This is a genomic window from Microcoleus sp. Pol11C2 (assembly GCF_036701505.1).
GTDB lineage: Bacteria > Cyanobacteriota > Cyanobacteriia > Cyanobacteriales > Microcoleaceae > Microcoleus.
The window spans coordinates 68601-92021 of sequence record NZ_JAUBQX010000014.1 but is presented as its reverse complement, the minus strand read 5'-3'; the positions used below and the strand labels follow the sequence as shown (position 1 = coordinate 92021).

Below are 23421 nucleotides of genomic sequence, written 5' to 3'. Positions count from 1 at the left end.
TCAATGAAATCGACTGATAAAACTAAAAATACCTTTGCGATAACAACGCCTCTGTATTATGTAAACGATTTACCTCACGTTGGCAGTGCTTACACGACTATGGCTGCAGATGCCCTAGCCCGATTTGAGCGGCTGCGGGGCAAATCTGTTTTGCTGGTGACGGGGACGGACGAACACGGGCAGAAAATTCAGCGGACAGCCGAGAGTTTGGGGCGATCGCCCCAAGCTCACTGCGATTCAGTGGTTCCGGCGTTTGAGGCGCTGTGGAAGCAACTCGACATCCAGTACGATCGCTTCATCCGCACAACTTCGCGGCGCCACGAGTACATTGTCAAAGAATTTTTCCAGCGCGTCTGGAACTCCGGCGACATCTACTTGAACCAGCAACAAGGCTGGTACTGCGTCTCCTGTGAAGAATTCAAGGATGAACGGGAATTGTTGCCGGGAAATCGGTGTTCCGTCCACACCAGCAAGGAAGTTGAGTGGCGCGACGAGGAAAATTACTTTTTCCGTCTGTCGCGGTATCAAGACCAACTGCTGGCATTGTACGCAGAACGTCCCGACTTCATCGCGCCGGAAAGCCGACGCAACGAAGTGCTCAGTTTCGTCAACTCTGGACTGCAAGACTTTTCGATTTCTAGAGTGAATCTCGAATGGGGTCTGCCAATGCCAGTTGACCCCAGTCACAGCATCTACGTCTGGTTTGACGCTTTGCTGGGATACGTCACCGCCTTGCTAGATCCGGACTGCGATCCGATGTTGGAGAATGCTTTATCTAAATGGTGGCCGATTGACTTGCACTTGATCGGCAAAGATATTCTTCGCTTCCACACAGTTTACTGGCCGGCAATGCTGATGTCGGCTAATCTGCCGGTGCCGGGTCGCGTCTTCGCACACGGGTTTTTGACCAAAGACGGCAAAAAAATGGGGAAATCGGAGGGTAATACTTTAAACCCTGTCGAATTGGTCAACAAATACGGCGCTGATGCAGTGCGTTACTATTTTCTCAAAGAAATTGAGTTCGGAGAGGACGGGGATTTTAACGAAACTCGGTTTATCAATATATTGAATGCTGAGCTAGCAAATGATTTGGGAAATTTGCTAAACCGTACCCTAAACATGGCTCGAAAATATTGCGGTGGTTGCGTACCAAATGTGTTGGGAGAAAACATTGACGGCGACAACCTTCTCAAGGCTATGAGCCTTGATTTGGGCGCTCAAGTAGCGGGTTTTTACGAAGAGTTGGCTTTTAGCAAGGCTTCCGAAGCCGTGCTTGCATTAGTGCGAGCCGGTAACAAGTTTATTGACGTGCAAGCACCTTGGAGTTTGTACAAGCAGGGACAGATCGAAAGTGTCGCACAAGTGCTATATTCTGTTCTGGAATCTGTTAGACTAGCATCTTACCTTTTATCGCCGATTATTCCCAATATCAGCAACGCTATCTATCAGCAGCTAGGTTTTTCAATAGACTTTAACGATCGAGTTACAGTTAACAGTTTAGCGAATTTTGCGGCTCATGCTGCCTGGGGCGCTTTGCCGGCAAACCAAACTCTGGGGGAACCTCAACCTGTTTTTAAGCGGCTCGAACTGCTGTAAACAGTACCTTCATAGTTGGCAGCCACCGCTCTGGGTGTTATGACAGACTACGAATTAGCAGTTATTTCCTTACCAATCTTTCATAAAAATTGAGGCATAACAATCATGTTGAATAGAATAGAAAGCAACGACCTTTTTACGCCTGAACAGGTTCTAGAAAATCGCGGTCGAGTAGCAATTTTTATTGACGGGTCTAACCTTTTTTACGCGGCTTTGCAGTTAGGAATTGAGATTGATTACACTAAGCTGCTGTGCCGTTTAACTGCGGGTTCGCGGCTGCTGCGCTCTTTTTTCTACACAGGTGTCGATCGCACTAACGAGAAACAGCAGGGGTTTTTGCTGTGGATGCGCCGCAACGGCTACCGGGTGATTTCTAAGGATTTGGTACAGTTGCCTGACGGTTCTAAGAAGGCCAATTTAGATGTAGAAATCGCTGTGGATATGATGGCTTTAGTGGGGTCTTACGATACGGCGGTACTGGTGAGCGGTGACGGCGATTTGGCTTATGCTGTAGATGCTGTGAGCTATCGCGGTGTGCGGGTGGAGGTGGTGAGTTTGCGATCGATGACGAGCGACAGTTTGATTAATGTAGCCGATCGCTATATCGATTTGGAAATGATTAAGGACGACATCCAAAAAACATCTCGCCCTAATTATGCTTACCGCCCTTTGTCAGGTCTGAGCTTGATGGAGGAACACGACGACAGATAGGGATTTGGTAATGGGTAATGGGTGAGCGTTAATGGGTGAGCGTTAATGGGTTGAATCCTTGAGAATTAGAAGTTAAAAATTTAGACCAAGTATGACACATTTTTAATTTTTGATTAAGTGTTTTTCACTACCCAATTATCAATTACCAATTACCAATTCCCAATTACCGATTACCAATTCCCCATGATTAATCTCAAATCCAAAATTCCCAATTTCAAATCCCCAAAATTGATGCTGCTATTTTTATCAGCACTGATGTTGGGGATTGGTGCTTGTGCGGCTCCGCAAGAGACTCAAAAGAACAAATTAGCGGAGGATCTCAAAACTGCTCAACAGTCAAACAGCAGTTTAACTTTAAACAAAGTAACTCTAGAACAAGCAAACGAAAAAGGCGAGACGTTCTGGAAAGTCAACTCGCAAAATGCCGTTTACAGCAAAGACAAAAAAATAGTTAACGTTCAGAAACCTGTGGGCAAATTGTTTCAGGACGGCAAAGAAATTTACGATATTCAGGGAGAAACGGGGCAGGTATTTCAGGAAGGAAATCAGGTTTTTCTCAAAGGTAACATAGTCGCTAAAGACCTGAAAAATGGAATGGTCTTGCGGGGAAATGAGTTGGAGTGGCGGCCGAAGGAAGATGTTTTAGTTGTTCGCAACAATTTGACCGGAGAGAACAAACAGGTGACGGCTTCAGCAAAGGAAGCGCGAGTTTTCAGTAGGGCTAAGAGGATGGAGTTATTCGGTTCTGTGGTGGCGAATGTTAAAGATCCGGTTTTGCAATTGCGAACCGAGCACTTAGTGTGGTTTGTGGAGCAACAAAAGGTAAACAGCGACCAACCGACTCAAATTGACAGATACAAAGATAAAATAGTAACAGATAGCGGTTTTGCCGACAAAGTAGATGTAGACTTAAAAACTAAGATAGCAACGCTAACGCAAAACGCTCAGTTGATGCCATCAGACCCGCCGCTACAAATAGAAAGCAGTTTGATGAGTTGGAATTTTCCGGCGCAATATGTGATATCGCCCGGGGCTGTGAAGGTTTTGCACCGCGTGGAAAAGGTGACGATGACTGGGGATACGGGGCGGGGAGATTTAGAGAAAAAAATTTTTTATTTGACGGGAAATGTAGTAGGAATCGGGGAAAAACGTCAAGCTCAATTAAATACCGATCGAGTAACGTGGTATTTAACTAACCAGACTTTCGACGCGGAAGGAAATGTGGTTTATAAGCAACTAAATCCGGTGTTTAATTTGACTGGACCGAGGGCAGCGGGAGAGCTGAAAAATCAAACAGTGATTGTCAAAGGCGACGGGGGCGGCGGCCAAGTGGTTACGGAATTTGTACCGGACGAGTACAAGAAAACTTTGGGACAGTAGATAGGGTTGCGATCGCAGATGTCGACAGATGATCCCTGATGAACGCAGATAAGTAGCTAGACAGAATTAATAGACTTCTTGCAAAAAAAATATGTGGTATCCTTAAAAGTTTGCTTTGTTCAACAGTTTCGCGATCGCTGGTTCCTAATTTTTCTTTGATGATTAATGCCCCGAATGCCATCCGAAACGACTTGGCCGGTGGCCCCATAGATGTGGCAAAATTTTGAGCATATTCTGATTCAAATTCTGACCACGGTATCAGTTGGGCCATCATCACCCAACGGTTGTCTGAGGCTAATTTTCCACCATGAGGAAAATTCAAGCTTTCTGGTCCGGTGCCATCTGGGTCAACTTTTCGGTGGTACACGAGTGTCAACGGTAATGCAAGGGTTCTGTGCCATTTTACCTGTTTTCCTTGCACCTGAGTCTGGCTCAGGCGATCGAAACTCAGGCAGCGCCACCTGATCGCGCTTATTCAGCAAGCCCTAGTTAATAGATGACAAAATCTGCTGGTAAGCATCGATGGTTTGTTGGGCGATCGCCTCCCAGTTATAATGCTTTTTGGCATACTCTTGGCCGTTCAATCCCCGGCGTTGACGCTCTTGTGGATTCAGAAGTGCTGATTTGATTGAATTGGCGATCGCCCCTACTTCCAAAGAGCCCACCCAACCAGCCTCTGCTTGCTGTATGTCTGCGGCAATATGTATGCGATCGGAAATGGCGACAGGTAGACCGGCGGCCATCGCTTCTGCTACAGCAATGCCAAAGTTTTCGTAATAAGAAGGCAATACAAATAAGTCGGCTTTTGTCAACAGTTCAGCTTTAAAATCACCGCTCACAAAGCCAGTTATTGTTGTGTATTTTGCTAAGCTTGAATTCTGAATTTGCACTTTAATTTTTATTTCATAATCAGCATCTTGAGGATTTGAACCAGCTAAAATAAAGTGAAACTCTATACCCGATCCTAAAATACTTTCTAATGCTGGAATTAACAAATCAAGCCCTTTTTTAGGTTCAATTCGCGACATAAATAAGATGATTGGCACTTGAGAGTCCGGCAATCTCTTAGGAAACCAACCTGCTGTCACCCCCAATGGAATCACCAAATCCCGTGGCACAGGCATCTTGCCTGTGAAGTCCAAATCCCGTGGCACAGGCATCTTGTCTGTGAAGTCCAAACCAAATCTTTCTGAGATTTTAGCCTCTTCTTTACTTGTGAAATGAATTGCGGCTGCCCCTGCTAAATTAGGGCGTTCTAAAAGCGTGGCATAAATCTGTTTCAAGCGCTTTTTTTTCTGCAAATCTGCGGGGTCAAGCATACCGCAGGGACGCATAATATATGGCAAATGATGATATCTAGCAATTGTGGCGGCAAAGGTAGTTACTGGTGAGAAAAGAGCGTGAATGTGAGCCAGGTCAAATTGTCGCGCATTTTCATTTAACCACTGCAATAAACTCAGAGAAAACTTATATCTACGAAACGGAGAACAGCGGAAATAAATAATTTGATAACCGTTTTGTTTTAGTGATTGATTTAAGGGGACATCTAAGGGATGTTGACCTATATCTCCGTTAGAATCTGTGGTGATAATTGTGACATCAATACATCTGGAAGCGAGGGCCGCAGAAAGTCCAAGTACCATTTGACTTGGCCCACCGTATACCAACGAAATTGAGGGGATAATTTGGAGAATCCGCATGGGGATAGTTATTTAAATCAACATACCAACATCTCCCATTACAAATTTAATTATCTGCAAAAGGTTGCCCGTCTAGCTGTTCAGCTTCCTCTCTTTTTGTTGCTGTAATTTGGGTATTGTGAGCCATTGTCTTGGAAAAATCATACATTTCACTGGCTTTTGCTTCCGCAGCTTTCACAATTTCAAGGATTTCCAGGAGTAGGCTTTCATCTGGTAATTGTTTCATGGCAATGCTTCTAATCTCTCAACTACTTTGTCAATCATAATTTTCGATTCTGGAGCCATATGTAGCAACCCTGCTAAATAATCTCCTGCTTTTTGAACATCTTCATGGGGCACACCAGCCATCAATACATTCCCCACAATGTGCTCTGCTTGTAAACGAGTACCTGCTACGTTGAATTGAAAATTGGTGATGGAAGAAAAGTATTGCATCAATATTTCATTTTGGGGAAAAAGAGACATTGCTCTTCTAATTGCAAAAAGTCCCTGCGTTGCTTGGCGCTCGCTATCGTCTAGTACCTGGTAGAGTTCGTCAACCAAAGAGCGTATGTCGGAAGGAATAGACATTTACTACAGTTTTTATTTAACACTTGCATTATACTGCTAAAAGTTACAACAATTCTTTGTAGAATTCCAATAACTGCTCAGCTAAAGCTTTATTTGTATAATTGCTCATCGCTCTATGATAACCCCGATCGCCCAAATCGGCCGCCAACTCCTGCCGCTCCATCAATGTCTGCAAACACTCTCGCAAAACCCCTGCATTTCCTTCGGGGAATAATAAACCCGCATCGCCGACGACGTGGGGAATTTCGCCGCAGTCGGAACCAATAACCGGAATGTGACAGGCCATCGCTTCAATTAAAACGTGACCGAATTGTTCTTTCCAGCCCACACTGGTCAAAGTTTTGAATTTATAGCTGGTTTGCGAAGGCAATACCAAACAGTTCATTAAGTTAATGTAGGGGGGGATTTCTTCGTGGGAAACGCTTTCTACCCAGATTATTCGGTCGCTGATTCCCCATTCAATACATTTTTCGGCGAGGTGCGCCCGCAATTTTCCTTGTCCTACTAACAGCCACTTCCAAGAGATTTTTTTCAACCCTGCCAAGGCTTCAGCTAAAGTCAACAATCCTTTTTCTTCGACAAATCGCCCTACAAATCCTACCACAAAATCGGTCGGTTCAATGGCGAACCTACGCGATAAATCAGCGTCTTTACCTGTGGGGCGAAACAAAGTTTCATCTACTCCGAGTTGTGGCATTACTTTTACCGCACCTTGATAGCCCCGCTGCCGCAAAATTTTAGCTCCATCTAGGTTGCCTGCAATAATTCCGTCGGTGTGCTGAAGATTGTAATTTTCTAAGACTGAAACAGGCCAATTCAATTGATAAGGCAGGTTCCACCAAGTAAATAAGATATTTTTTGCTTGCAGCTTTAGCAGTTTATTTAGTAATATTAACTGAGCGCAAGCGATAGATTTTGAACCTTGTTCAACTTGAATTATCTGAGGTTTAATTATTTGCAAAAGTTTAATTAAATCTGTACCAAAAGTTAGCAATCCTTGATTGTTTTGACTAAAGTTGGATACGGGGACTACTTTAAATGAGCCTTTTTGATAAAATTGCGTTTCTATAATTTTATTTTGTACGCCTCCGGGTTTCCAACGCTGCGGCACTACAAGTGTTACTTCAATATCGGGTTCTAGGTTGGCTAATATCTTGAATTTTTCCCGATTAATGTCCACAATGTAGGTGTGACTAGCCACGAGAATTCTCATTTATTGGGAAGGGCGAATGGGGAATAGGTAATTATTGAGCGTTAATCTTGTCTTGATGGCTATAACTTTGTCCATCATTCCACAGAGATTGAATTACTGTATTTATAGCACTGAGAAAACCCAGGATATAAAAAGCAAATCTAGTTATAATTTTAATGGGCGAGGCACTTTTATAACAAGGTGGATTTCCCAAAACGTGACAGTCAAAGAGTTTCGCAAAAAATCGCAGGCATTGAAAGGCTGTTAAATTTTTTAATCCCATCAGGAAATGGTTGTGATAAAATGTGACTTGATATTCGATCGATCGCGTGCTGACATCGTGACATCCGCCGCTCTCTTCCCCTAAGTGAACTAGACACGCATTGGGATCGTACCAAATTTTCAGACCAGTTGATCGCAATCTTAAACAAAAATCCGACTCCTCCCGCACCGCACTCCCTGCAAACCGCTCGTCAAACCTCAGCCCCCATTCGGCAAAAACCTGTCGGCGAAAAGACATATTACAGCCTCTAGCCGAGAGCACCTGCTGCGGTTTGACTGTATGCACCAAATCGATAAAATACCAGGCAATGCCTGCATCCATCGCTTCTCTTGGCAAATATTCGATCGCCAAATCCCCTCCTGAATTATCCAGTTTCATTCTGTCAAAAACCCTGCCCGCCACACATCCCACATCAGGTTTTTCTAAATAGTTGTCAGCGTGAGCCGCCAAAAAACTATCGGGCAATTTTACATCATCATCAATAAATAAAATAATCTCTCCAACTGCGCGTCGCACTGCATAATTTCGAGCCGCAGGTAAACTCGCCCAATCTACTCTAAACCAGTGAATTTGGCCAGCATTTGCCAATTGCTCTAAATAAACTTGAGTTTCCGATTCGTGGGTGTGAGTTTGATCAATTACCAGCACTTCAAAATTCGGGTAATTTTGCCGAATCACATCAGCCAATGTCTCTCGCAGAGGTTGCTCGCGGTTGTAGGTGGGTATCACAACAGAAATCATCATCACACAATTGAGTGAAAATAAAGTTAAGGGCAGGCATCCGGCCTGCCCCACTCGTTATTTTTGGAGAAGTTGATTAAAACTCGAAATTAATAGTTATAAATTTTGATTTCTGAATTTTGAATTAAAGGATTTCAACTCAAAACTCAACACTCAAAATTCACAACTTTTAGCAAGTCCCCATTTCCATCAGAGAGCTATGTGTTGCTGAACGGCTAAAACTAAATTTTCAGTCCAGAAATTAGCTAATTCGGCGCTGGCAGCTTCCACCATAACTCGAATTAGCGGTTCAGTGCCAGAAGCGCGAACCAAAACCCGTCCCTGTTCGCCCATTGCTGTTGTAGCACGTTCGATCGCACTTTGCATTGCCTCGCACTCCTGCCATTTCAGGCGTTTTTCGCGATCCTCCACCCGAATATTTCGCAGCAACTGCGGATAAGTTTGGAAACTGCCACTTACCAATTGTGCCAAAGATTGCCCGGACTGGCGCACCAGCGAAGCCAAATGCAAAGCTGTCAGCAAACCGTCGCCGCTGACACCATAATGCGGACAAAGAATGTGTCCTGACTGTTCGCCGCCCAACATCGCACCAGTGCGCTGCATTTCAGCGTGAACGTACTGATCTCCGACGTTGGTTCTAGTTAGTTTGCCCCCCAATTCTTCCCAAGCTCGCTCAAAGCCCAGGTTAGCCATTACAGTAGAAATAATTAAATTGGACGGTAACTGTTCCGAGTCGCGCAACTGCCGGCCCCACAGATAAAGAATGTAATCGCCGTCAATCGTTCGACCTTGGTTGTCAACACACAAAACTCGATCGGCATCGCCGTCAAAAGCAAATCCAAAATCGGCATTGTGTTCCAAAACAGCCGCTTGCAAACTGTCGAGATGAGTAGAACCGCAGTTAACATTAATACGAGATCCATCAGGAGAGTCGTGCAAACAGATAACCTCCGCCCCCATTTGCGCGAACACCGCCGGCCCCAAACCCGCAGCAGCCCCCCAAGCCAAATCCAAAACTATCCGCATTCCCTCCAAATTCATCTGTTGCAGCGAATCACAGAGCGAAGTGGCATAATCTTTAACCAACTCAGACCGATGGTAGTGGTGTCCCCAAGCCAAGCTAGCAACCGGAACCTTTGCCCCCCGGATTCCCGCTTCGATTTGTTCCTGCAACTGCTGCGACAGCTTGGAGCCGTTTGAGTCGAAAAACTTAATGCCGTTGTCTTCTGGGGGATTGTGAGAAGCCGAAATCATCACTCCGCCGACCGACTCCGAAACGCTTGCCAGATAAGCAACGCAGGGAGTGGGACACAATCCCAAATTCCACACTTCTAAACCGGCGGCCGTCAAACCCGCTGACAGTGCCATTGCCAGCATATCGCTGGAATTCCTGCTGTCTTGCCCCAAAATCACAGGCCCCTGGTTGGGGGAATGTTGGCGTAGAACTTGCCCAGCCCAGAAGCCCACTTGCAGGGCTAGGGGTGCATTCAGCAATTCTCCAACTTTCCCGCGAATGCCGTCTGTGCCGAAGAGTTTGGTATTTGGCAGGGAGAGGCTATTTCCCAGCAGAATCGTATCCAGTTTGGCTGGCTGTACCGAGTTAACAGCCGGAAACTCGCTGCCACGAGGGCGCGAAGGTGTCTGAACCATATTCACTCCTTTAGGAATATTCACACTCACACTTTGGGTTCATGTTACAACTGAAAGTCTTTATTTTCAGCGTAAACTCCATTTATTTCGTCCATTGCTCAAGCAACTTGCTGTGACAACCTACGCACAAAGCTTAACTTCATCGGAAAAATTTGTATTGTACCCAAGGGAAAAACTTTTAGTCCCGGGCGCGCCAACGCCATGAAACCCGGTTTCTTTCTGCGTCGAGTAGTGACGCTGCTGCTGTTTGAGCCTGTCAGCAACTGCGTGTGTAGAAGGTTAATGCTGTATTGCCGTATATTTTCTGGCGGCAAATTTCTAGGCCGGAAATCGCTTGTGCCGATCGCTCCGGGCTGTGTTCGATCGCGATTTCCCCGTTTGGTGCTAGCATTTCTTGGCTGGCGATCGTGTTTAACACAGGTTCGTACAAGTCGCTGGCGTAGGGCGGATCGAAGTAAATGCGATCGAACTGCTGCCCCGCTAATGTCGCCAATTTCGCCGTCGCGTTTCCCCGCAGTATTTGGAATATTTGGGACGAGTCTGCTACTTGCTCCCAGTTTTCGCGGATAATCGCACAAGCTTTCGCCGACTGTTCGATGCCAGTGACACTCGCCGCTTGCCGACACAAAGCTTCTGCACCCATCGAACCGCTGCCGGTACAAATGTCAAGCCATCTGCAATCTGCGATCGTCCCTTGCCAAATATTAAATAAAGCTTCTCTGACTCGCGAAGGTGTAGGGCGAGTGGCGAGTCCCGGCAGAGTTTTGATTTGGCGGTTGCCACAGATTCTCAGGCTCATTTCGGAAGAAGGAAGAAGAAAGAAGGAAGAAGAAAGAAGGAAGAAGACTTTTAAAAATGTCAAACCCGGTTTCGGCAATCTACCGGGTTTTTCAATATTCATGCCACCTAAGCAGGTACTTTTTCCCTCACCAGACTGACAAAATTTGACAGCATTTGCAATCCTGTACTCGAAGACTTTTCCGGGTGAAATTGCACTGCCATCAGATTATCTTTAGCTATAGCCGCCGTCACGTTTTGACTGCCGTGACTCACCATTGCCGATCGCACTTCCCAATCAACTGGATCGACATAATAAGAATGCACGAAATAAACCCAAGGATCGGACGGTAAATTTTGCCACAGCGGGCAATTCTGCTGAGTAAATTGCAATTGATTCCATCCCATGTGGGGAATTGTCAAACCCGGTTCCGAGCGAAATCGGCGCACTTTTCCCGCAATAACGCCCAATCCCGGTTCTACACCTTCTTCGGAACTTTCCAACAGAATTTGCATACCCAAACAAATGCCTAAAAAAGGTTTTCGCGAGGCGATCGCCCTTTTTATCGGTTCTATCAAATTGCGCGATCTTAAATTCTGCATTGCCGGGTCAAACGAACCAACTCCCGGCAAAACCACCGCATCAGCCTGCTCGATTATAGCAGGAGAATCTGTAATTTTTGGCACTGCACCCACATTTTCCAAGCCTTTACAGACTGAGTGCAGATTGCCCATGTCATAGTCTACTACTGCAATGACAGACATTGACTTACTTGCCTTATATTATCAATATCAGTATTATTGCACAAATATGACGGCGAAAATCCTGCTAACCTCATTTGATACTTGGCTTCCCCATCAGCAATCCAACTCTTCGGACGACTTATTAGCCAAGATTTCCCAAATCAAATCTTTGCCTGATTCCCTGACTTTTTTGAGGAAACTGCCAGTAGATTTTCAGCTAGCACCGAATTTGGCTATCGCCAAAATCAACCAACTCCAACCCGACACTATTATCTGCTGTGGCATGGCCGAAAGCCGGCAAAAATTAACCGTAGAATCTTGCGCTTGTTGCGATCGCGACATTCGGAAAACCGCAGTTAATCTCGAACCGCTGGTCGCTGATTTAGCTGCCACAGAAATCAGTCACGAAGCCGGAAAATTTGTATGCGAAGCCCTATATTATGCGGTTTTAAAACATATTTGCGATTTTGAAATAGCCGCTCAATGTATTTTCGTCCACGTACCAATTTTAACTTCCGACAACGCTGACAGAATTGTCGCCGATTTTTTATTAGTTATGCGACGCCTAACTCTCGCAAGTAATAAATAGGTGGCTCTAATTCAACTTAAAAATGTGTTTAGTATTCAGAAACCCGGACTTTTAAAGAAACCGGGTTTCTCAGCGTTAGTTTTTTTTACTAACAACTGCCAACTGCCAAGTCTTTAGCCGCCGTAATTCCAACCCGTGCTTTCTAGCAGCAACGGATTGCCTTCTCGGTGGACGCCTGCAGCCACAACTTCTCCCACATAAACCGTGTGATCCCCGTGTTCCACAGCACCGACAACTTTGCACTCGACGTAACCCAGAGAATCCGAGATAATCGGACAACCAGTTTCCGCGCCGGGATAAAATTCTACATCCTCAAATTTATTGCCAACGCGGCGCTGCTGCTTGAAGAATTTCTGGGCTAAGTCTTTCTGTTCTGCTTCTAGGAAACTCAAAGCAAAGACACCGCTAGCTTTGATCATGGCGTGGGATTTGGAGTCTTGCTTGACGCAGTTGACAACTAACGGAGGGGTAAAGGAAGATTGCATCACCCAGCTAGCGGTGAAACCGTTGACTTCCTCCCCGTCTTTGACACCGCAGATGTACAATCCGTGAGGGATTTTCCGCAAGATGGTCTTTTTAGCTTGTTCGTCTAGCACGGGCTTACCTGTTCGATCGATAATTCTACACCGCTCAGTTTACCAATGTCGGGCCCACAAACCCACCTGTCTTAAGGGCTATTCGCTAATATTGACTTTTTCAATCCCAAACTTGACACCTGTTTTAAGTCAAAAATAACAACTCACAACTATTATGAAACTCCATACTTTTTAAACCAATCTTGCATCCGTTTCCAAGCCTCCTTAGCTTCTTTTTCCCGGTAAGTGGGGCGATAGTCGGCGTTAAAACCGTGCGGCGCATCTGGATAAAGCACAATTTCGGAACCGCTGCTGCCAGTTTTGAGAACTTCCTGCATTTTCTCGACTGTATCGTTGGGAATTGACTGGTCTTTGCCCCCGTAAAGCCCCAATACGGGCACTTTCAAACTGCCTGCAATGTCGATCGGCTGTTTGGGAGTTAAATCCGTAGAATTGCCAACCACGCGCCCGTACCAAGCAACTCCCGCTGTGACTTTGGGGTTGTGGGAAGAGTACAGCCAAACAATTCTGCCACCCCAGCAAAATCCTGTAATTCCCAACTTATTAGTATTGCCTTTTCCTGACTTTTGTGCCCACTCTACGGTAGCATCTAAATCAGACATAACTTGAGCGTCAGGAACTTTCGAGACAACTTTACTAATAATTTCTTGAACCTCGGTGAGTTTAGAAACATCACCTTGACGGGCAAACATTTCTGGGGCGATCGCTAAATAACCTAATTTGGCCAAACGGCGGCAAATATCTTGAAGGTGCGCGTGAACTCCGAAGATTTCTTGAATTACTAAAATTACTGGAAAATTGCTGCCGCTGGCTGGCATGGCTCTGTATGCTGGAATTGAGCCGTCTTTTACAGGAATTTTTACCTCACCTGCAACTAAACCAGCAGCATCGGTATTGATAACGGCAGCCGCAATAGGATGAACTGCTAAGGCAAATCCGGCGCTTAATGCGGTGACAGTGATAAATTGTCTGCGAGTTAAATCAGTCATGGCGATTTTAGATTTTAGATTTTAGATTGGGGAATTGAGAATTGGGAATTGGTAATTGGTTATTTCATAATTGCTCCTTCTTCCCTCTTCCTTCTTCCTTCTTCCTTCGATGGTTTAAAAAGCCGATCGTGCTCTGGATGGTACAAGCGCGATCGCCCTTCTGCTGATTTTCCCAACGCCGGACTAATCACATACATTGTCGTTCTGAGCAAATTATTTTCGCGCGTAGCAACGGCCATTTTGTCAAGGGAAACTAGCACAATTTTTTCATCTGGCCAGCCCAACCGATAACAAATCGCTACAGGCAAATCCGATGGGTAATGTTCCATCAATTTAGCTTGAGCTTGTTCGACATGGCGGGCACTCAAATACAGGCACAAACTCGCTTGATGAGCCGCTAAACTCGCCAATTCTTCGCGTTCCGGTACTTCTGTTCTGCCGCTAATTCGCGTCAAAATAATTGTCTGCACAACTCCCGGAACTGTCAACTCAATTTTAAGTTTAGCCGCCGCAAGTTGGAAAGCGCTAATTCCCGGGATTACCTCAAAAGCAATCCCCTCGGAAGCCAAAGCTTGCATTTGTTCGCCGACAGCCCCGTAGAGACAGGGATCGCCCGAATGGAGGCGGACGACGCTTTTTCCGTCGCGCACTCGTTCCACCATCAAAGGTACAATCTCTTCGAGGGTCTTATCCGCAGTTTGGATCACTTCAGCATCCGCGCGCACCCCATGCAAAATTTGCTCTGGGACTAGGGAATCAGCAAATAATATGACATCAGCCGCAGCCAGTAATTTTTGAGCCTTAACAGTCAACAAATCCGGATCTCCCGGGCCTGCACCTACAATGTATACCCTTGGAATTAGGGCTTCAATCTCTGTCAAACTCATGGCTGCTAAAAAATTTGCTAAATTTATGAACGCTTCCGGATGTACCTATTTTAGTTGGAAGTAAGAGATGGTAGATGCACCCTGGTTTTGAACCCTAGAGACTAACCTCTCTGGGGTTTTTTATTGATCCTCTGGCAATTTCGGAGCGATCTTTGCCCGATCGCTATTGGGGGAGACAACATCGGGTAAAGGTCGATCGAGCAAATAAAGCCAAGCCAACCCGCCCAACCCTAAAACGATCCCAGTCAAGCTTACCATTTGCGCCGTCCGCAGCGGCCCGAACATCAAACTATCAGTTCGCAACCCTTCAATCCAGACTCTACCAGAACTGTAAGCTGCGATATAAACTAAAAACAAAGCACCAGTTTTTAAGCGAATTTGGCCCTGCAAATCGCGGAAAAATAAAGTTAAAAGCAACCCAAATACTGTCAAATTCCACAGGGATTCGTAGAGAAATGTGGGGTGGAAGTATTCAAAATTAGCGTAGGCGGGCGGGCGGCTGTTTGGCGGAATATAGAGTTTCCAAGGCAAATCCGTAGGACTGCCAAAAGCTTCCGAGTTAAAGAAATTTCCCCAGCGTCCGATCGCCTGACCGAGAATTGCCGAAGGCGCGATTAAATCTGCCAATTGCCAAAAAGAAACTCGCTGAATTTTCGCAAAAATTAAAGCTGCGATCGTGCCACCCAAAATCGCCCCGTGAATGGCAATTCCGCCTTTCCAAATCGCAATAATATCTTCAGGCCTCTGGGCGTATTGCTGCCACTCGAAAGCCACGTAATAAATTCGAGCACAGGGAATAGCGCCCAGAACCAGCCAAATTGCCAAATCGCCCAGCAATTCCGGGTTAACGCGGCGTTTTTGGGCCAAGTATTGGGACAGACTCACCCCAATCAAGACGGCAGAAGCTATCAACAGCCCGTACCAGCGAATGGCTACGGGGCCAAGTTGAAAGATAATTGGGCCCGGCGATGTAAATTGAAACGCTAAGGGCAACGCAAGAATATTTAGCACCATAAAAGTTGCATTAATTGTGATGGAAAGCTGTCAAATTTGCATACCCTTTAACAAACTCCAGAGTTTATTTTAGGGGGCTGTGGTCATTTACACGCAATATTTGGGGAATTTTACCAAAAATTAACTGGATTCTTGATGCTGCTGATTTCGGTCTTGAGTTTTCTTTGTGAGTCCACAATAAGAGACCCCTAACCCCCTTTTTTAAAGAGGGGAACCGGATTATTCTTAAAGTCTCCCAGATTAAGAGGGATTTAGGGGGATGGAGACTTCACCTTTTGGAGGATTAACGGCAGCTTTGGTCTAGAAGTTTTAATATAGAGGGTGGCTTTAAATTTTCTGATGACCTATGTCTCCTACTTCCGTTTCTCAGGTGTACTCTTCTGGTAATTCCAAGGGCGCGAATCAGTCTCGCAAGACTGCTGCTTTGGCTGTTGAGTCGGGTAAAATTCCGCCCTTGCTGGGGGCGAGTTTAGCTGAGTTAACGGAGTGGGTGCAGCAAAATGGGCAACCTGCTTATCGCGGGAAGCAGTTGTACCAATGGATTTATGAGAGAGGCGCGCGATCGATCTCTGACATTTCTGTATTCTCGAAACAGTGGCGCGAGACTGTTGCTAAAATTCCGATCGGGCGATCGACCATTCACTATCGATCGGTCGCACCCGACGCCACGGTAAAGTATCTCTTAAAATTGGCAGACGGTCAAATCATTGAAACAGTCGGCATTCCCACAGAAAAACGGCTGACTGTGTGCGTCTCAGCCCAAGTTGGCTGCGCGATGGGCTGCGACTTTTGCGCTACCGGAAAAGGCGGTTTCAAGCGCAATTTAGAAAAACACGAAATCGTCGATCAAGTCTTGACTGTACAGCAAGATTTCGGCCGCAGAGTCAGCCACATCGTATTTATGGGAATGGGCGAACCCCTGCTGAATTTCGATAATGTTGTAGCTGCTGTCAAGTGTTTGAATCAAGACGTAGGAATTGGACAGCGAAATATCACGATTTCCACAGTAGGAATTCGCAATCGCATCAGCCAACTAGCCGAACATCAACTGCAAGTTACCCTCGCCGTCAGCCTCCACGCTTCCAATCAAAGATTGCGTGAAGAGTTAATTCCTAGCGCCCGCCCTTATCCTTTGGGTGAGTTAATTGCAGAATGTCGGGAATATGTGCGATCGACTGGACGCAGATTAAGTTTTGAATACGTACTTTTAGCAGGTGTGAATGACTTGCCGGAACACGCAGCCGAGTTAGCAACTCACTTGCGCGGTTTTCAGTGTCACGTCAATTTGATTCCTTACAATCCGATTCAGGAAGCTGAATACAAGCGACCGACTCCCAATCGAATTAACAGTTTCGTTGCGACTTTGAAGGAAAAGAAAATTGCAGTTAGCGTGCGGTATTCTCGCGGCTTAGAAGCAGATGCAGCCTGCGGACAATTGCGGGCATCCGAGGTTTAGGATTGGATTTTTAACCGCTAAAATTTGTCGTAGGGTGCTTTATACCTGAGATGTTGCACCATTCTCAATTAGCCTTTTGCGGGCGGGCAGGATGCCCACCCCACAAGAAAACTCCATCTTTGTGGAACAGGCATCTTGCCTGTTCTTGAGAATGGTGCAAGAGGTGAGTTAGACCGCGTTATTTTATCAATCATCTATAAACTACTTTGTGACGCACCATACTAAACTCTTTAAGGTGTTCTGCCTTTAAATTGTCTGTCCAAAAAAATCAAAGTCTTGTGGGGTGGGCGTCTCGCCCGCCCTGAGTATACAATTTAAATGCGCGACAGCTTACAAGCGTTTAACAAGTATCCACCGCAACTCTAACGGCGGTGTTTGTTGCACAGAAAATAAATCGCGCCCGCTAGCCCAACTCACAAACCAAGGTGTCGGCGGCCAAGCCGAGTCAGGCAAATGTTTTTGTTCGTATTCAATCACAGATTCATCAGAAATAATTTCTAACGGCAAACCCTCTATTGCGGCTTGCAATTCTTGTCTGGTAATCAGATAAGACCAACACAATTCAGACATTTGTTTTGCCATTTCATCGGGTTCGTACCCATCTACAGCTAAGAAAGCACTGAATAAGATAAACCCGCCGCTTAAAACGGCATCGGACATTTTGCCGAGGAAAAGACGAATTTGTTCGGGGTAGCGGAAATGAGAGAGAACTTCGGTAGCAATGGCTAATTTGTACCGATAAGTTTTCATCCTCAATAATGGATCTAAAACGTCGCCTTGGGTGACATTTATCGGCAAGTTTTCGGCGGTGGCTGCTGCTGATAGTTTCTCGGCAAATATCGGTGTTAGTTCGATCGCATCCACGGAATGGCCTAACCTTGCTAAAGGCAAACTATTGCGCCCTGGGCCCGCACCGACATCTAAAATAGGTGCTTTTCCCGGTTCGCCTAATTCGGCAGCAATGGCGATGACTTTGGCATCGGGATGGCTGCCGAATAAAGGTTCGGGGCGAATATCCGGCCAGCTATGATATTTCTGCGCCATTGATTCGACTTGAATCTTGGTATTCAGAGTAATGCCACCGGCTAAACCGCTTTGGGAATTGGCGGGAAAATAGGAGACTATTAGATTAGCGTGGGGGGAATTTTTGAATCCTTCTGCTAAGGCGTTGGCGATTAATGTTCGCAAGTTTTCGGCTTGGGCAGCGTCGATGTTTTGTCCGAGAATGTTTAAGAAGTCTGAGAGTAATTTAAGATAGTCGTCTAGCATCGATGGCAAGCAAGGCAGATAGAATTCTCCCTTGAGGCCGATGCTCCTTTTGAGCCTTTCTTTGAGAATTAATTTCAGGCGATTCGAGTCTGTCAGCGGCGGGTCTGTTTCGGGTGATGCGCTGACTGGCAATTCGGGGATAGATGCAGCACTGGTGAGGTTTTTAGTCACAATATTTTCGATTAGATTCGGCAATAAGTGCGAGCGCACCGAGCATAATCTTGTGCTCTTGCACCTGAATTCGAGCGTGCAAGGTTTCTGCGGTATCATCCGGCAATACTGGCACCGCAGCCTGCATTAAAATCGGCCCGCTGTCTACTTCTAAACGGGCGATATGCACCGTACATCCGGTGATTTTAACCTTGGCAGCCAGTGCTTGCTCGACGGCGCGAATTCCTGGGAAACTCGGCAGTAAGCTGGGGTGAATGTTAATAACGCGATCGGGAAAAGCATCAAACAAAACTTTGGTAACAATTCGCATCCAACCCGCCATCACGACCCATTCTACATCATATTCTTGAAAAGTTTTGACAATTTTTGTATCTAATTCTTCGCGGCTTTTGCAGTCGCGGTGATTGAGCAGAATCGAGGGAATGCCGTATTTTTCTGCTCGGGCGGCGGCTTTTGCTTCGGGGTTGTTGTAAATTAATACTGGGATTTTAGCGTTGAGTTGTTGATTTTGGATGGCTTGGGCAATTACCTCGAAGTTGCTGCCGCTTCCTGATGCTAAAACTCCTAATTTTAATGGAGGATGGGCCGGATCGATCGCACTTTTGCCAATCTCAGGAGAAATCAGGCAGGCATTGGAATTAACAGATACTGGATTAGCGGTCATAAAGATAAAAACTATTCACTCGTATTCTACAATACAGGTAAAGGGTAAGGCGTGCTTCGGCGCACTCTACATGGAGATATTGCGTAAGTCCTAAGTATATTATTTTTTTTCGCTGACCGACTGATTCACTCCTATTCTACAATATTCTCAAAAAACTCTTCCCTGAGAATCGAATAAAGTTTTATATCCCAATATCTGTCTTTCACAAATAGGTGCTGTCGCAATACCCCTTCCAATTGCATCCCCACTTTTTCCATTACCCGAGCGGAAGCAATATTGTTAACTTCACATCGAGCCATTATTCGATTCAGCAACATCTCCCGAAAGCCGAATTCAATAACTGCATTGACAGCCTCGCTCATGTATCCTTCGCCCCAATAGCTCCTAGAGAGTGCGTAGCCAATTTCCGCGCGGCTGTGCGTCATGCTCCATTCCACAAATCCGCAAGTCCCGATAAACTTTTTCTCGACTTTGTGGACAATTCCCCAATCTACAAGCTCTCGTCTTTTGTACATTTTTGTAAGTGACTTGAGAAAGTATTTAGTGTCTTCGATCGAGGTGTGGGTTGACCACATTGTGTATTGTGATACTTCGGGGTTTGAGGCATACTCAAACATATCGCTCGCATCGTTTAAAGTAATTTTTCGGAGTAGGAGCCTTTCAGTTTCTATAGTGGGTAAATGAGCTAATATATCGAGAAGGTTCATTTTGACATTGACCTATATTGTGATACCATTTAAAACTAAAAGCTAAAATTTACAAGCCAATGGTTCGGATTAAATTTGGGCGTTTTAACTGGTTGGATAATGATGCGATCGCAGCTTGGACTTTTCTGGCCCCAGCTTTGCTGTTTCTGGGTACTTTTTTGATTTGGCCGATCGCCTATTTATTTTACCTCAGCTTTACCAGCGGCAGCTTTACCCAGTCGGGAGTGCGTTGGATTGGCTTCAACAACTACTGGCGTCTAGTCACAAACCCGGATTTCTGGCAAATTATCCAAAATACGCTCTATTTTACTACTGCAACAGTCATTCCCAGTTTAGTGATTCCACTGGGCTTAGCAGTTTTGCTAAATCGCTCGTTTGCTTGGCGAGGAGCTCTCCGCACCGCTTATTTCATTCCTTCGATTACCTCTTTAGTTGCAGTGGGCTTGGGTTGGCGGTGGTTGTTTCAAACTGACGGCCCGGTGAATAATGCCCTAAGTGCGATCGGCTTAAATCCAATTCCTTGGCTTAGCAGCACAGTTTGGGCAATGCCAGTGATAATTCTGCTCAGTGTTTGGAAACAATTAGGCTTTAATATGGTAGTATTTTTAGCAGGATTGCAAGCAATTCCGGTAAATCGTTACGAAGCTGCAGAATTGGATGGAGCTAATGCTTGGCAGCAATTTTTGTACATCACTTTACCCGGTTTGCGGCCGACTTTAGTATTTGCTACCGTCACTACTGCTATTTTTACTCTGCGGAGTTTCGAGCAAGTTTACGTCATCACCGGCGGCGGCCCTTTGAACTCTACTAATTTGCTAGTTTATTATATTTACGAGCAAGCTTTTTCACAATTTGATTTTGGCTATGCAGCCGCAGCGGCAACTTTCCTGATGGCTGTAGCTTTGCTATTAGTTTATTTACAACTAAAAGTTTGGGGCGAAGATGCTTGATATCACGTCCGGTAGCATCCTTCGTGTGTGGTTCGTGTATGGGCGGGGCGGGTTTACGAGATTGTTTGTTTTAGGCAATTATGGTTGGTAAAACCCGCCCATACGCACAAATTATACAATTAACCATGCCCAATGCTCCATTACTAATTCCCAATTTTATATTCCATGTGTTCTGCAGTTTGTTCAGCTTGTGCTGTACCCAAAAGTTTGCCGACAACGTGCAAAGACATATCAATTCCCGCAGCAATTCCCCCAGAAGTGATGATTTTGCCGTTATCTACAAATCGCTGATTTTCGATAATAGTTGTGTTGGGAGCTAATTCTTTCAATAAACCCAATACTTGATGGTGTGTAGTTGCTTCCAAACCTTCCAACAAACCAGCTTTTGCCAAAAGCAGTGAACCCGTACAGACAGAAAGCACTAATTCTGCTGTTGGCGCACAATCTTTTATCCAATTAATAACTGCTGAATTATCGATTAACTTTCTCGTACCTTGTCCTCCCGGTACAATTAAAATATCCGGTGGCGGACAATCGGAAATGGTGCAGTCGGGATTTACACTCAAACCGTTGCGGGCGTTGACAGCACCGGGATGTTCCGCTACGGTAGAGACTGCAAAAGGTCGATCGCCCTTACTTAATTCTGATGTCACCGAAAACACTTCAAAAGGGCCTGCAAAGTCCAGTACCTCGACATCATCGAACATTAAAATAGCTACGTTCCTAGTTGCCATAAGACATACTTCTGATAGAGACCAAAATATCGGCGATTTGTTATCGTAGAACTGGTATAATTTAAATCATTAAAGCTATGCCGAAAATTATTCGCCATCGCGCCCTGAAACTCTGTGTTTTGTGTCTGGCTTGTGCCTTAGCAATTGCTGTTTCGCCAATTTTTACGCCCGCTCAATCCACAACTCAATTAGAATTTCGCATTATTCAATTAGAACGTCAAATTTCTGAACTCAGAGGACAAATCTACAGTTTGCAGAATCAAGGTTCTCGAGTTAACAGGTCTCCGTCTCCTTCCGGTTCTGGTCGGACAAATGCTAGAATGCTGTCGGGAGACCCGATGTTTGATAATTTAGCAACTTTGGCAATTGAAACTAAGCAAGATGTTATCAAAATTCAAGAGCGGTTGTCAAAGCTAGAATCGTCCAGAAATCGCTAGAGAAGTCATTAGTTAGAAGAAAGAGGGAAGAAGGAAGGCACGACACGGATTTTGACACGGATACAGGGATTAATTATTGAGCAAAAGTCGGAAGTCAGGAGTCAGAAGGAAGAGGGAAAAAGTCAGTAGTCATTAGTTAGAAGAATGAAGTCATATTCTCGCCAACTCCAAACTCCAAACTGTCCCCCTCTCCATCTCTCCCATTCTCCGACGTTGAGGTCGAGAACAGCAGGGTCTGCTAAAAGTTAAGTTGCAGAACTATTCAATGATATGGAAATAAAAGCCTGCAACCACAAAATTGATTGCTAACAGCAAGAGAAACCAGCCTGCGCGAAATGTGTAAGGGAATTTGCCCGTTTTCATCACGGAGTCGGATTTTAATTGGTTCTTCGCTATCTCTGGCATAGGTAAAGCTCCTAATTCATAATGTCACTCTATTTACAAATAGCAGAGAGCGTCGCACTTATGCACAATCCTCTAGAGTTATTTTTTGTAACAAGGAGTTTATACCGAGTGGAATTCAAATTAGTTTCAATCGCTCTCTCCGGCGTGGTAGGAACTGCGGACGAGAGGCCCCGATCGCACGCGCTCAAACCCCATCTCCCGGGCGATCGACCCGAAACGGTCAAATTCGGCTGGCGTCCAGTATTTACGCACTGGGAGGTGATCTAGAGATGGTCTCATGTATTGACCGAGGGTGAGCCGATCGCACTTGGCATCCCGCAAATCTGTCATCGCTTCGAGTATCTCGGCTTCGGTTTCCCCGTGTCCCAACATCAAACCGGATTTGGTGGGAATAGTTGGGTCATATTGCTTAACAATATGCAGAACATCGATCGAGCGATCGTACTTCGCCCCCCTCCGCACCGGCCCTTGCAAGCGACGCACCGTCTCAATATTGTGGTTGTAACAAGCCGGTTTAGCCTCCACCACCGTCCGAATCCGCTCTCGCTGCAACTCATCGATCCCTGAATTCTCCCCCTCTGAACTCCTCCCCATTCCCCCCCAAAAATCCGGCGTCAGCACCTCAACTTCAGTATCCGGGTTTAAGAGGCGGATTTGGGCGATCGTCCTGGCAAACCAACCCGCACCCCCATCCGGCAAATCATCCCTCGCCACCGAAGTCAGCACCGCATAGCGCAAACCCAACAAATGCACAGCCTCGGCCACCTTTTTCGGTTCCTCCGGGTCTAGCGGCATCGGAGAATGACCTTTATCTACTTGACAAAAAGCACAAGCGCGGGTGCAAGTCGGCCCCATCAACAAAAAAGTCGCCGTTTTTTGCGCGTAGCACTCGCCCCGGTTGGGGCATCTCCCCTCCTCACAAATCGTGTGAATTTGCCGCTGTTTGATAATTTTTTGCACTTGGGAAAGTTCGCTAGCTTTGCCAACTGGTCTACGCAACCATTCCGGCATCGCCTCGATTTCACCCCGCATTTGGGCGGCAACTGCTTTGACAGTAGGAGTTTTAGGAGTTTGGGGCGACATAAAATTAAGTGGCGATTGAGTTAATTCCTTCGATCGTATCCGAAATCAAAGCCCCTGAACTTGTAGGAGTATCACCCGAAATCAGGAGCGCGCCGAGGTGCAACAAAACTAAACTCGCCCAGAATT

At 45.8% G+C, this 23421-nt stretch carries 25 protein-coding genes and 1 pseudogene; 7 read left to right on the top strand and 19 right to left on the bottom strand.

Going from position 1 to position 23421, the window contains the following annotated elements; genetic code table 11:
- Positions 1 to 3: 3 nt before the first annotated feature.
- From metG to lptC, 3 genes are all read left to right on the top strand, one after another.
- Complete coding sequence (metG, locus tag QUA42_RS11140) at positions 4 to 1596, top strand: methionine--tRNA ligase (protein WP_333137344.1); 1593 nt, start codon at positions 4 to 6, stop codon at positions 1594 to 1596.
- Between the two features lie 105 nt (positions 1597 to 1701).
- On the top strand, positions 1702 to 2307 hold the full coding sequence (locus QUA42_RS11135; protein ID WP_006631885.1) for a LabA-like NYN domain-containing protein: 606 nt from the start codon (positions 1702 to 1704) through the stop codon (positions 2305 to 2307).
- Between the two features lie 183 nt (positions 2308 to 2490).
- Complete coding sequence (gene lptC / locus QUA42_RS11130; protein WP_333137343.1) at positions 2491 to 3687, top strand: LPS export ABC transporter periplasmic protein LptC; 1197 nt, start codon at positions 2491 to 2493, stop codon at positions 3685 to 3687.
- A 115-nt stretch (positions 3688 to 3802) separates the two neighbouring features.
- On the opposite strand, the pseudogene QUA42_RS11125 reads toward lptC, so the two are convergent.
- The 9 genes and pseudogenes from QUA42_RS11125 to hisH all read right to left on the bottom strand — a co-directional run.
- Positions 3803 to 4009, bottom strand: a pseudogene (locus tag QUA42_RS11125) (IS5/IS1182 family transposase); the annotation flags it as partial.
- Between the two features lie 163 nt (positions 4010 to 4172).
- A complete protein-coding gene (hpsP, locus tag QUA42_RS11120) occupies positions 4173 to 5387 on the bottom strand; it encodes a hormogonium polysaccharide biosynthesis glycosyltransferase HpsP (protein WP_333137342.1) in 1215 nt (404 codons plus the stop codon).
- Between the two features lie 46 nt (positions 5388 to 5433).
- Positions 5434 to 5613 (bottom strand): hypothetical protein, encoded by a 180-nt coding sequence (locus QUA42_RS11115; RefSeq protein WP_333137341.1) that lies wholly within the window; start codon positions 5611 to 5613, stop codon positions 5434 to 5436.
- Entirely contained in the window at positions 5610 to 5957 is a 348-nt protein-coding gene (locus QUA42_RS11110) for a hypothetical protein (protein WP_333137340.1), read from the bottom strand. Before QUA42_RS11110 ends, QUA42_RS11115 begins: the two co-directional genes overlap by 4 nt.
- A gap of 43 nt (positions 5958 to 6000) precedes the next feature.
- Positions 6001 to 7170 (bottom strand): hormogonium polysaccharide biosynthesis glycosyltransferase HpsO, encoded by a 1170-nt coding sequence (gene hpsO, locus QUA42_RS11105; protein WP_333137339.1) that lies wholly within the window; start codon positions 7168 to 7170, stop codon positions 6001 to 6003.
- Between the two features lie 31 nt (positions 7171 to 7201).
- Complete coding sequence (gene hpsN / locus QUA42_RS11100; protein WP_333137370.1) at positions 7202 to 8176, bottom strand: hormogonium polysaccharide biosynthesis glycosyltransferase HpsN; 975 nt, start codon at positions 8174 to 8176, stop codon at positions 7202 to 7204.
- 186 nt (positions 8177 to 8362) lie between these two features.
- Positions 8363 to 9823, bottom strand: coding sequence for a phosphoglucosamine mutase (gene glmM, locus QUA42_RS11095; RefSeq protein WP_333137338.1), 1461 nt, complete (start codon positions 9821 to 9823; stop codon positions 8363 to 8365).
- 256 nt (positions 9824 to 10079) lie between these two features.
- Positions 10080 to 10622: a 16S rRNA (guanine(966)-N(2))-methyltransferase RsmD gene (gene rsmD, locus QUA42_RS11090; protein WP_333137369.1), complete on the bottom strand. Its 543-nt coding sequence runs from the start codon at positions 10620 to 10622 to the stop codon at positions 10080 to 10082.
- 107 nt (positions 10623 to 10729) lie between these two features.
- On the bottom strand, positions 10730 to 11365 hold the full coding sequence (gene hisH / locus QUA42_RS11085) for an imidazole glycerol phosphate synthase subunit HisH (RefSeq protein WP_333069630.1): 636 nt from the start codon (positions 11363 to 11365) through the stop codon (positions 10730 to 10732).
- Here hisH and QUA42_RS11080 point away from each other — a divergent pair.
- Positions 11355 to 11933, top strand: coding sequence for a pyroglutamyl-peptidase I family protein (locus QUA42_RS11080; protein ID WP_445301305.1), 579 nt, complete (start codon positions 11355 to 11357; stop codon positions 11931 to 11933). The genes hisH and QUA42_RS11080 overlap by 11 nt on opposite strands.
- 113 nt (positions 11934 to 12046) lie before the next feature.
- Here QUA42_RS11080 and QUA42_RS11075 read toward each other — a convergent pair whose 3' ends face one another.
- The 4 genes from QUA42_RS11075 to lgt form a co-directional block, all read right to left on the bottom strand.
- Positions 12047 to 12529, bottom strand: coding sequence for a flavin reductase family protein (locus QUA42_RS11075; RefSeq protein WP_333039820.1), 483 nt, complete (start codon positions 12527 to 12529; stop codon positions 12047 to 12049).
- Between the two features lie 152 nt (positions 12530 to 12681).
- Complete coding sequence (locus QUA42_RS11070) at positions 12682 to 13518, bottom strand: dienelactone hydrolase family protein (protein WP_333137337.1); 837 nt, start codon at positions 13516 to 13518, stop codon at positions 12682 to 12684.
- A gap of 59 nt (positions 13519 to 13577) precedes the next feature.
- Entirely contained in the window at positions 13578 to 14405 is an 828-nt protein-coding gene (cobM, locus tag QUA42_RS11065; RefSeq protein ID WP_333137336.1) for a precorrin-4 C(11)-methyltransferase, read from the bottom strand.
- Positions 14406 to 14525: 120 nt separating this feature from the next.
- Complete coding sequence (gene lgt, locus QUA42_RS11060; RefSeq protein ID WP_333137335.1) at positions 14526 to 15419, bottom strand: prolipoprotein diacylglyceryl transferase; 894 nt, start codon at positions 15417 to 15419, stop codon at positions 14526 to 14528.
- Positions 15420 to 15765: 346 nt separating this feature from the next.
- On the opposite strand from lgt, the gene rlmN reads away from it, so the two are divergent.
- Positions 15766 to 16875 carry a 23S rRNA (adenine(2503)-C(2))-methyltransferase RlmN gene (gene rlmN, locus QUA42_RS11055; RefSeq protein WP_333137334.1) on the top strand — a complete coding sequence of 370 codons (1110 nt, stop codon included), beginning with the start codon at positions 15766 to 15768 and terminating at the stop codon, positions 16873 to 16875.
- A gap of 330 nt (positions 16876 to 17205) precedes the next feature.
- Here the strand turns inward: rlmN and QUA42_RS11050 are convergent, their stop codons facing one another.
- The 3 genes from QUA42_RS11050 to QUA42_RS11040 form a co-directional block, all read right to left on the bottom strand.
- On the bottom strand, positions 17206 to 18315 hold the full coding sequence (locus QUA42_RS11050) for a class I SAM-dependent methyltransferase (RefSeq protein ID WP_333137333.1): 1110 nt from the start codon (positions 18313 to 18315) through the stop codon (positions 17206 to 17208).
- Positions 18308 to 18979, bottom strand: coding sequence for a phosphoribosylglycinamide formyltransferase (gene purN, locus QUA42_RS11045; RefSeq protein ID WP_333137332.1), 672 nt, complete (start codon positions 18977 to 18979; stop codon positions 18308 to 18310). Before purN ends, QUA42_RS11050 begins: the two co-directional genes overlap by 8 nt.
- Positions 18980 to 19110: 131 nt before the next feature.
- Entirely contained in the window at positions 19111 to 19686 is a 576-nt protein-coding gene (locus QUA42_RS11040; protein ID WP_333137331.1) for a GNAT family protein, read from the bottom strand.
- 59 nt (positions 19687 to 19745) lie between these two features.
- Here QUA42_RS11040 and QUA42_RS11035 point away from each other — a divergent pair, with 59 nt between their 5' ends.
- Positions 19746 to 20636 (top strand): sugar ABC transporter permease, encoded by an 891-nt coding sequence (locus QUA42_RS11035; RefSeq protein ID WP_333137330.1) that lies wholly within the window; start codon positions 19746 to 19748, stop codon positions 20634 to 20636.
- A 143-nt stretch (positions 20637 to 20779) separates the two neighbouring features.
- Here QUA42_RS11035 and QUA42_RS11030 read toward each other — a convergent pair whose 3' ends face one another.
- On the bottom strand, positions 20780 to 21370 hold the full coding sequence (locus QUA42_RS11030; RefSeq protein WP_333137329.1) for a DJ-1/PfpI family protein: 591 nt from the start codon (positions 21368 to 21370) through the stop codon (positions 20780 to 20782).
- A 77-nt stretch (positions 21371 to 21447) separates the two neighbouring features.
- On the opposite strand from QUA42_RS11030, the gene QUA42_RS11025 reads away from it, so the two are divergent.
- Positions 21448 to 21807: a hypothetical protein gene (locus QUA42_RS11025; protein WP_333137328.1), complete on the top strand. Its 360-nt coding sequence runs from the start codon at positions 21448 to 21450 to the stop codon at positions 21805 to 21807.
- 258 nt (positions 21808 to 22065) lie between these two features.
- On the opposite strand, the gene psaX is transcribed toward QUA42_RS11025, so the two are convergent.
- Together psaX and lipA are read right to left on the bottom strand one after the other, a co-directional pair.
- On the bottom strand, positions 22066 to 22170 hold the full coding sequence (gene psaX / locus QUA42_RS11020) for a photosystem I protein PsaX (protein ID WP_333137367.1): 105 nt from the start codon (positions 22168 to 22170) through the stop codon (positions 22066 to 22068).
- 168 nt (positions 22171 to 22338) lie between these two features.
- Complete coding sequence (lipA, locus tag QUA42_RS11015; protein ID WP_333137327.1) at positions 22339 to 23295, bottom strand: lipoyl synthase; 957 nt, start codon at positions 23293 to 23295, stop codon at positions 22339 to 22341.
- Between the last annotated feature and the right edge of the window lie 126 nt (positions 23296 to 23421).

Excerpts from the sequence above, each read along its gene's own strand:
- metG (WP_333137344.1), top strand. The coding sequence starts at position 4 with ATGAAATCGACTGATAAAACTAAAAATACCTTTGCGATAACAACGCCT.
- QUA42_RS11135 (WP_006631885.1), top strand. The coding sequence starts at position 1,702 with ATGTTGAATAGAATAGAAAGCAACGACCTTTTTACGCCTGAACAGGTT.
- lptC (WP_333137343.1), top strand. The coding sequence starts at position 2,491 with ATGATTAATCTCAAATCCAAAATTCCCAATTTCAAATCCCCAAAATTG.
- hpsP (WP_333137342.1), bottom strand. The coding sequence starts at position 5,387 with ATGCGGATTCTCCAAATTATCCCCTCAATTTCGTTGGTATACGGTGGG.
- QUA42_RS11115 (WP_333137341.1), bottom strand. The coding sequence starts at position 5,613 with ATGAAACAATTACCAGATGAAAGCCTACTCCTGGAAATCCTTGAAATT.
- QUA42_RS11110 (WP_333137340.1), bottom strand. The coding sequence starts at position 5,957 with ATGTCTATTCCTTCCGACATACGCTCTTTGGTTGACGAACTCTACCAG.
- hpsO (WP_333137339.1), bottom strand. The coding sequence starts at position 7,170 with ATGAGAATTCTCGTGGCTAGTCACACCTACATTGTGGACATTAATCGG.
- hpsN (WP_333137370.1), bottom strand. The coding sequence starts at position 8,176 with ATGATGATTTCTGTTGTGATACCCACCTACAACCGCGAGCAACCTCTG.
- glmM (WP_333137338.1), bottom strand. The coding sequence starts at position 9,823 with ATGGTTCAGACACCTTCGCGCCCTCGTGGCAGCGAGTTTCCGGCTGTT.
- rsmD (WP_333137369.1), bottom strand. The coding sequence starts at position 10,622 with ATGAGCCTGAGAATCTGTGGCAACCGCCAAATCAAAACTCTGCCGGGA.
- QUA42_RS11080 (WP_445301305.1), top strand. The coding sequence starts at position 11,355 with ATGACAGACATTGACTTACTTGCCTTATATTATCAATATCAGTATTAT.
- hisH (WP_333069630.1), bottom strand. The coding sequence starts at position 11,365 with ATGTCTGTCATTGCAGTAGTAGACTATGACATGGGCAATCTGCACTCA.
- QUA42_RS11070 (WP_333137337.1), bottom strand. The coding sequence starts at position 13,518 with ATGACTGATTTAACTCGCAGACAATTTATCACTGTCACCGCATTAAGC.
- cobM (WP_333137336.1), bottom strand. The coding sequence starts at position 14,405 with ATGAGTTTGACAGAGATTGAAGCCCTAATTCCAAGGGTATACATTGTA.
- lgt (WP_333137335.1), bottom strand. The coding sequence starts at position 15,419 with ATGGTGCTAAATATTCTTGCGTTGCCCTTAGCGTTTCAATTTACATCG.
- rlmN (WP_333137334.1), top strand. The coding sequence starts at position 15,766 with ATGTCTCCTACTTCCGTTTCTCAGGTGTACTCTTCTGGTAATTCCAAG.
- purN (WP_333137332.1), bottom strand. The coding sequence starts at position 18,979 with ATGACCGCTAATCCAGTATCTGTTAATTCCAATGCCTGCCTGATTTCT.
- QUA42_RS11040 (WP_333137331.1), bottom strand. The coding sequence starts at position 19,686 with ATGAACCTTCTCGATATATTAGCTCATTTACCCACTATAGAAACTGAA.
- QUA42_RS11035 (WP_333137330.1), top strand. The coding sequence starts at position 19,746 with ATGGTTCGGATTAAATTTGGGCGTTTTAACTGGTTGGATAATGATGCG.
- QUA42_RS11030 (WP_333137329.1), bottom strand. The coding sequence starts at position 21,370 with ATGGCAACTAGGAACGTAGCTATTTTAATGTTCGATGATGTCGAGGTA.
- QUA42_RS11025 (WP_333137328.1), top strand. The coding sequence starts at position 21,448 with ATGCCGAAAATTATTCGCCATCGCGCCCTGAAACTCTGTGTTTTGTGT.
- psaX (WP_333137367.1), bottom strand. The coding sequence starts at position 22,170 with ATGAAAACGGGCAAATTCCCTTACACATTTCGCGCAGGCTGGTTTCTC.
- lipA (WP_333137327.1), bottom strand. The coding sequence starts at position 23,295 with ATGTCGCCCCAAACTCCTAAAACTCCTACTGTCAAAGCAGTTGCCGCC.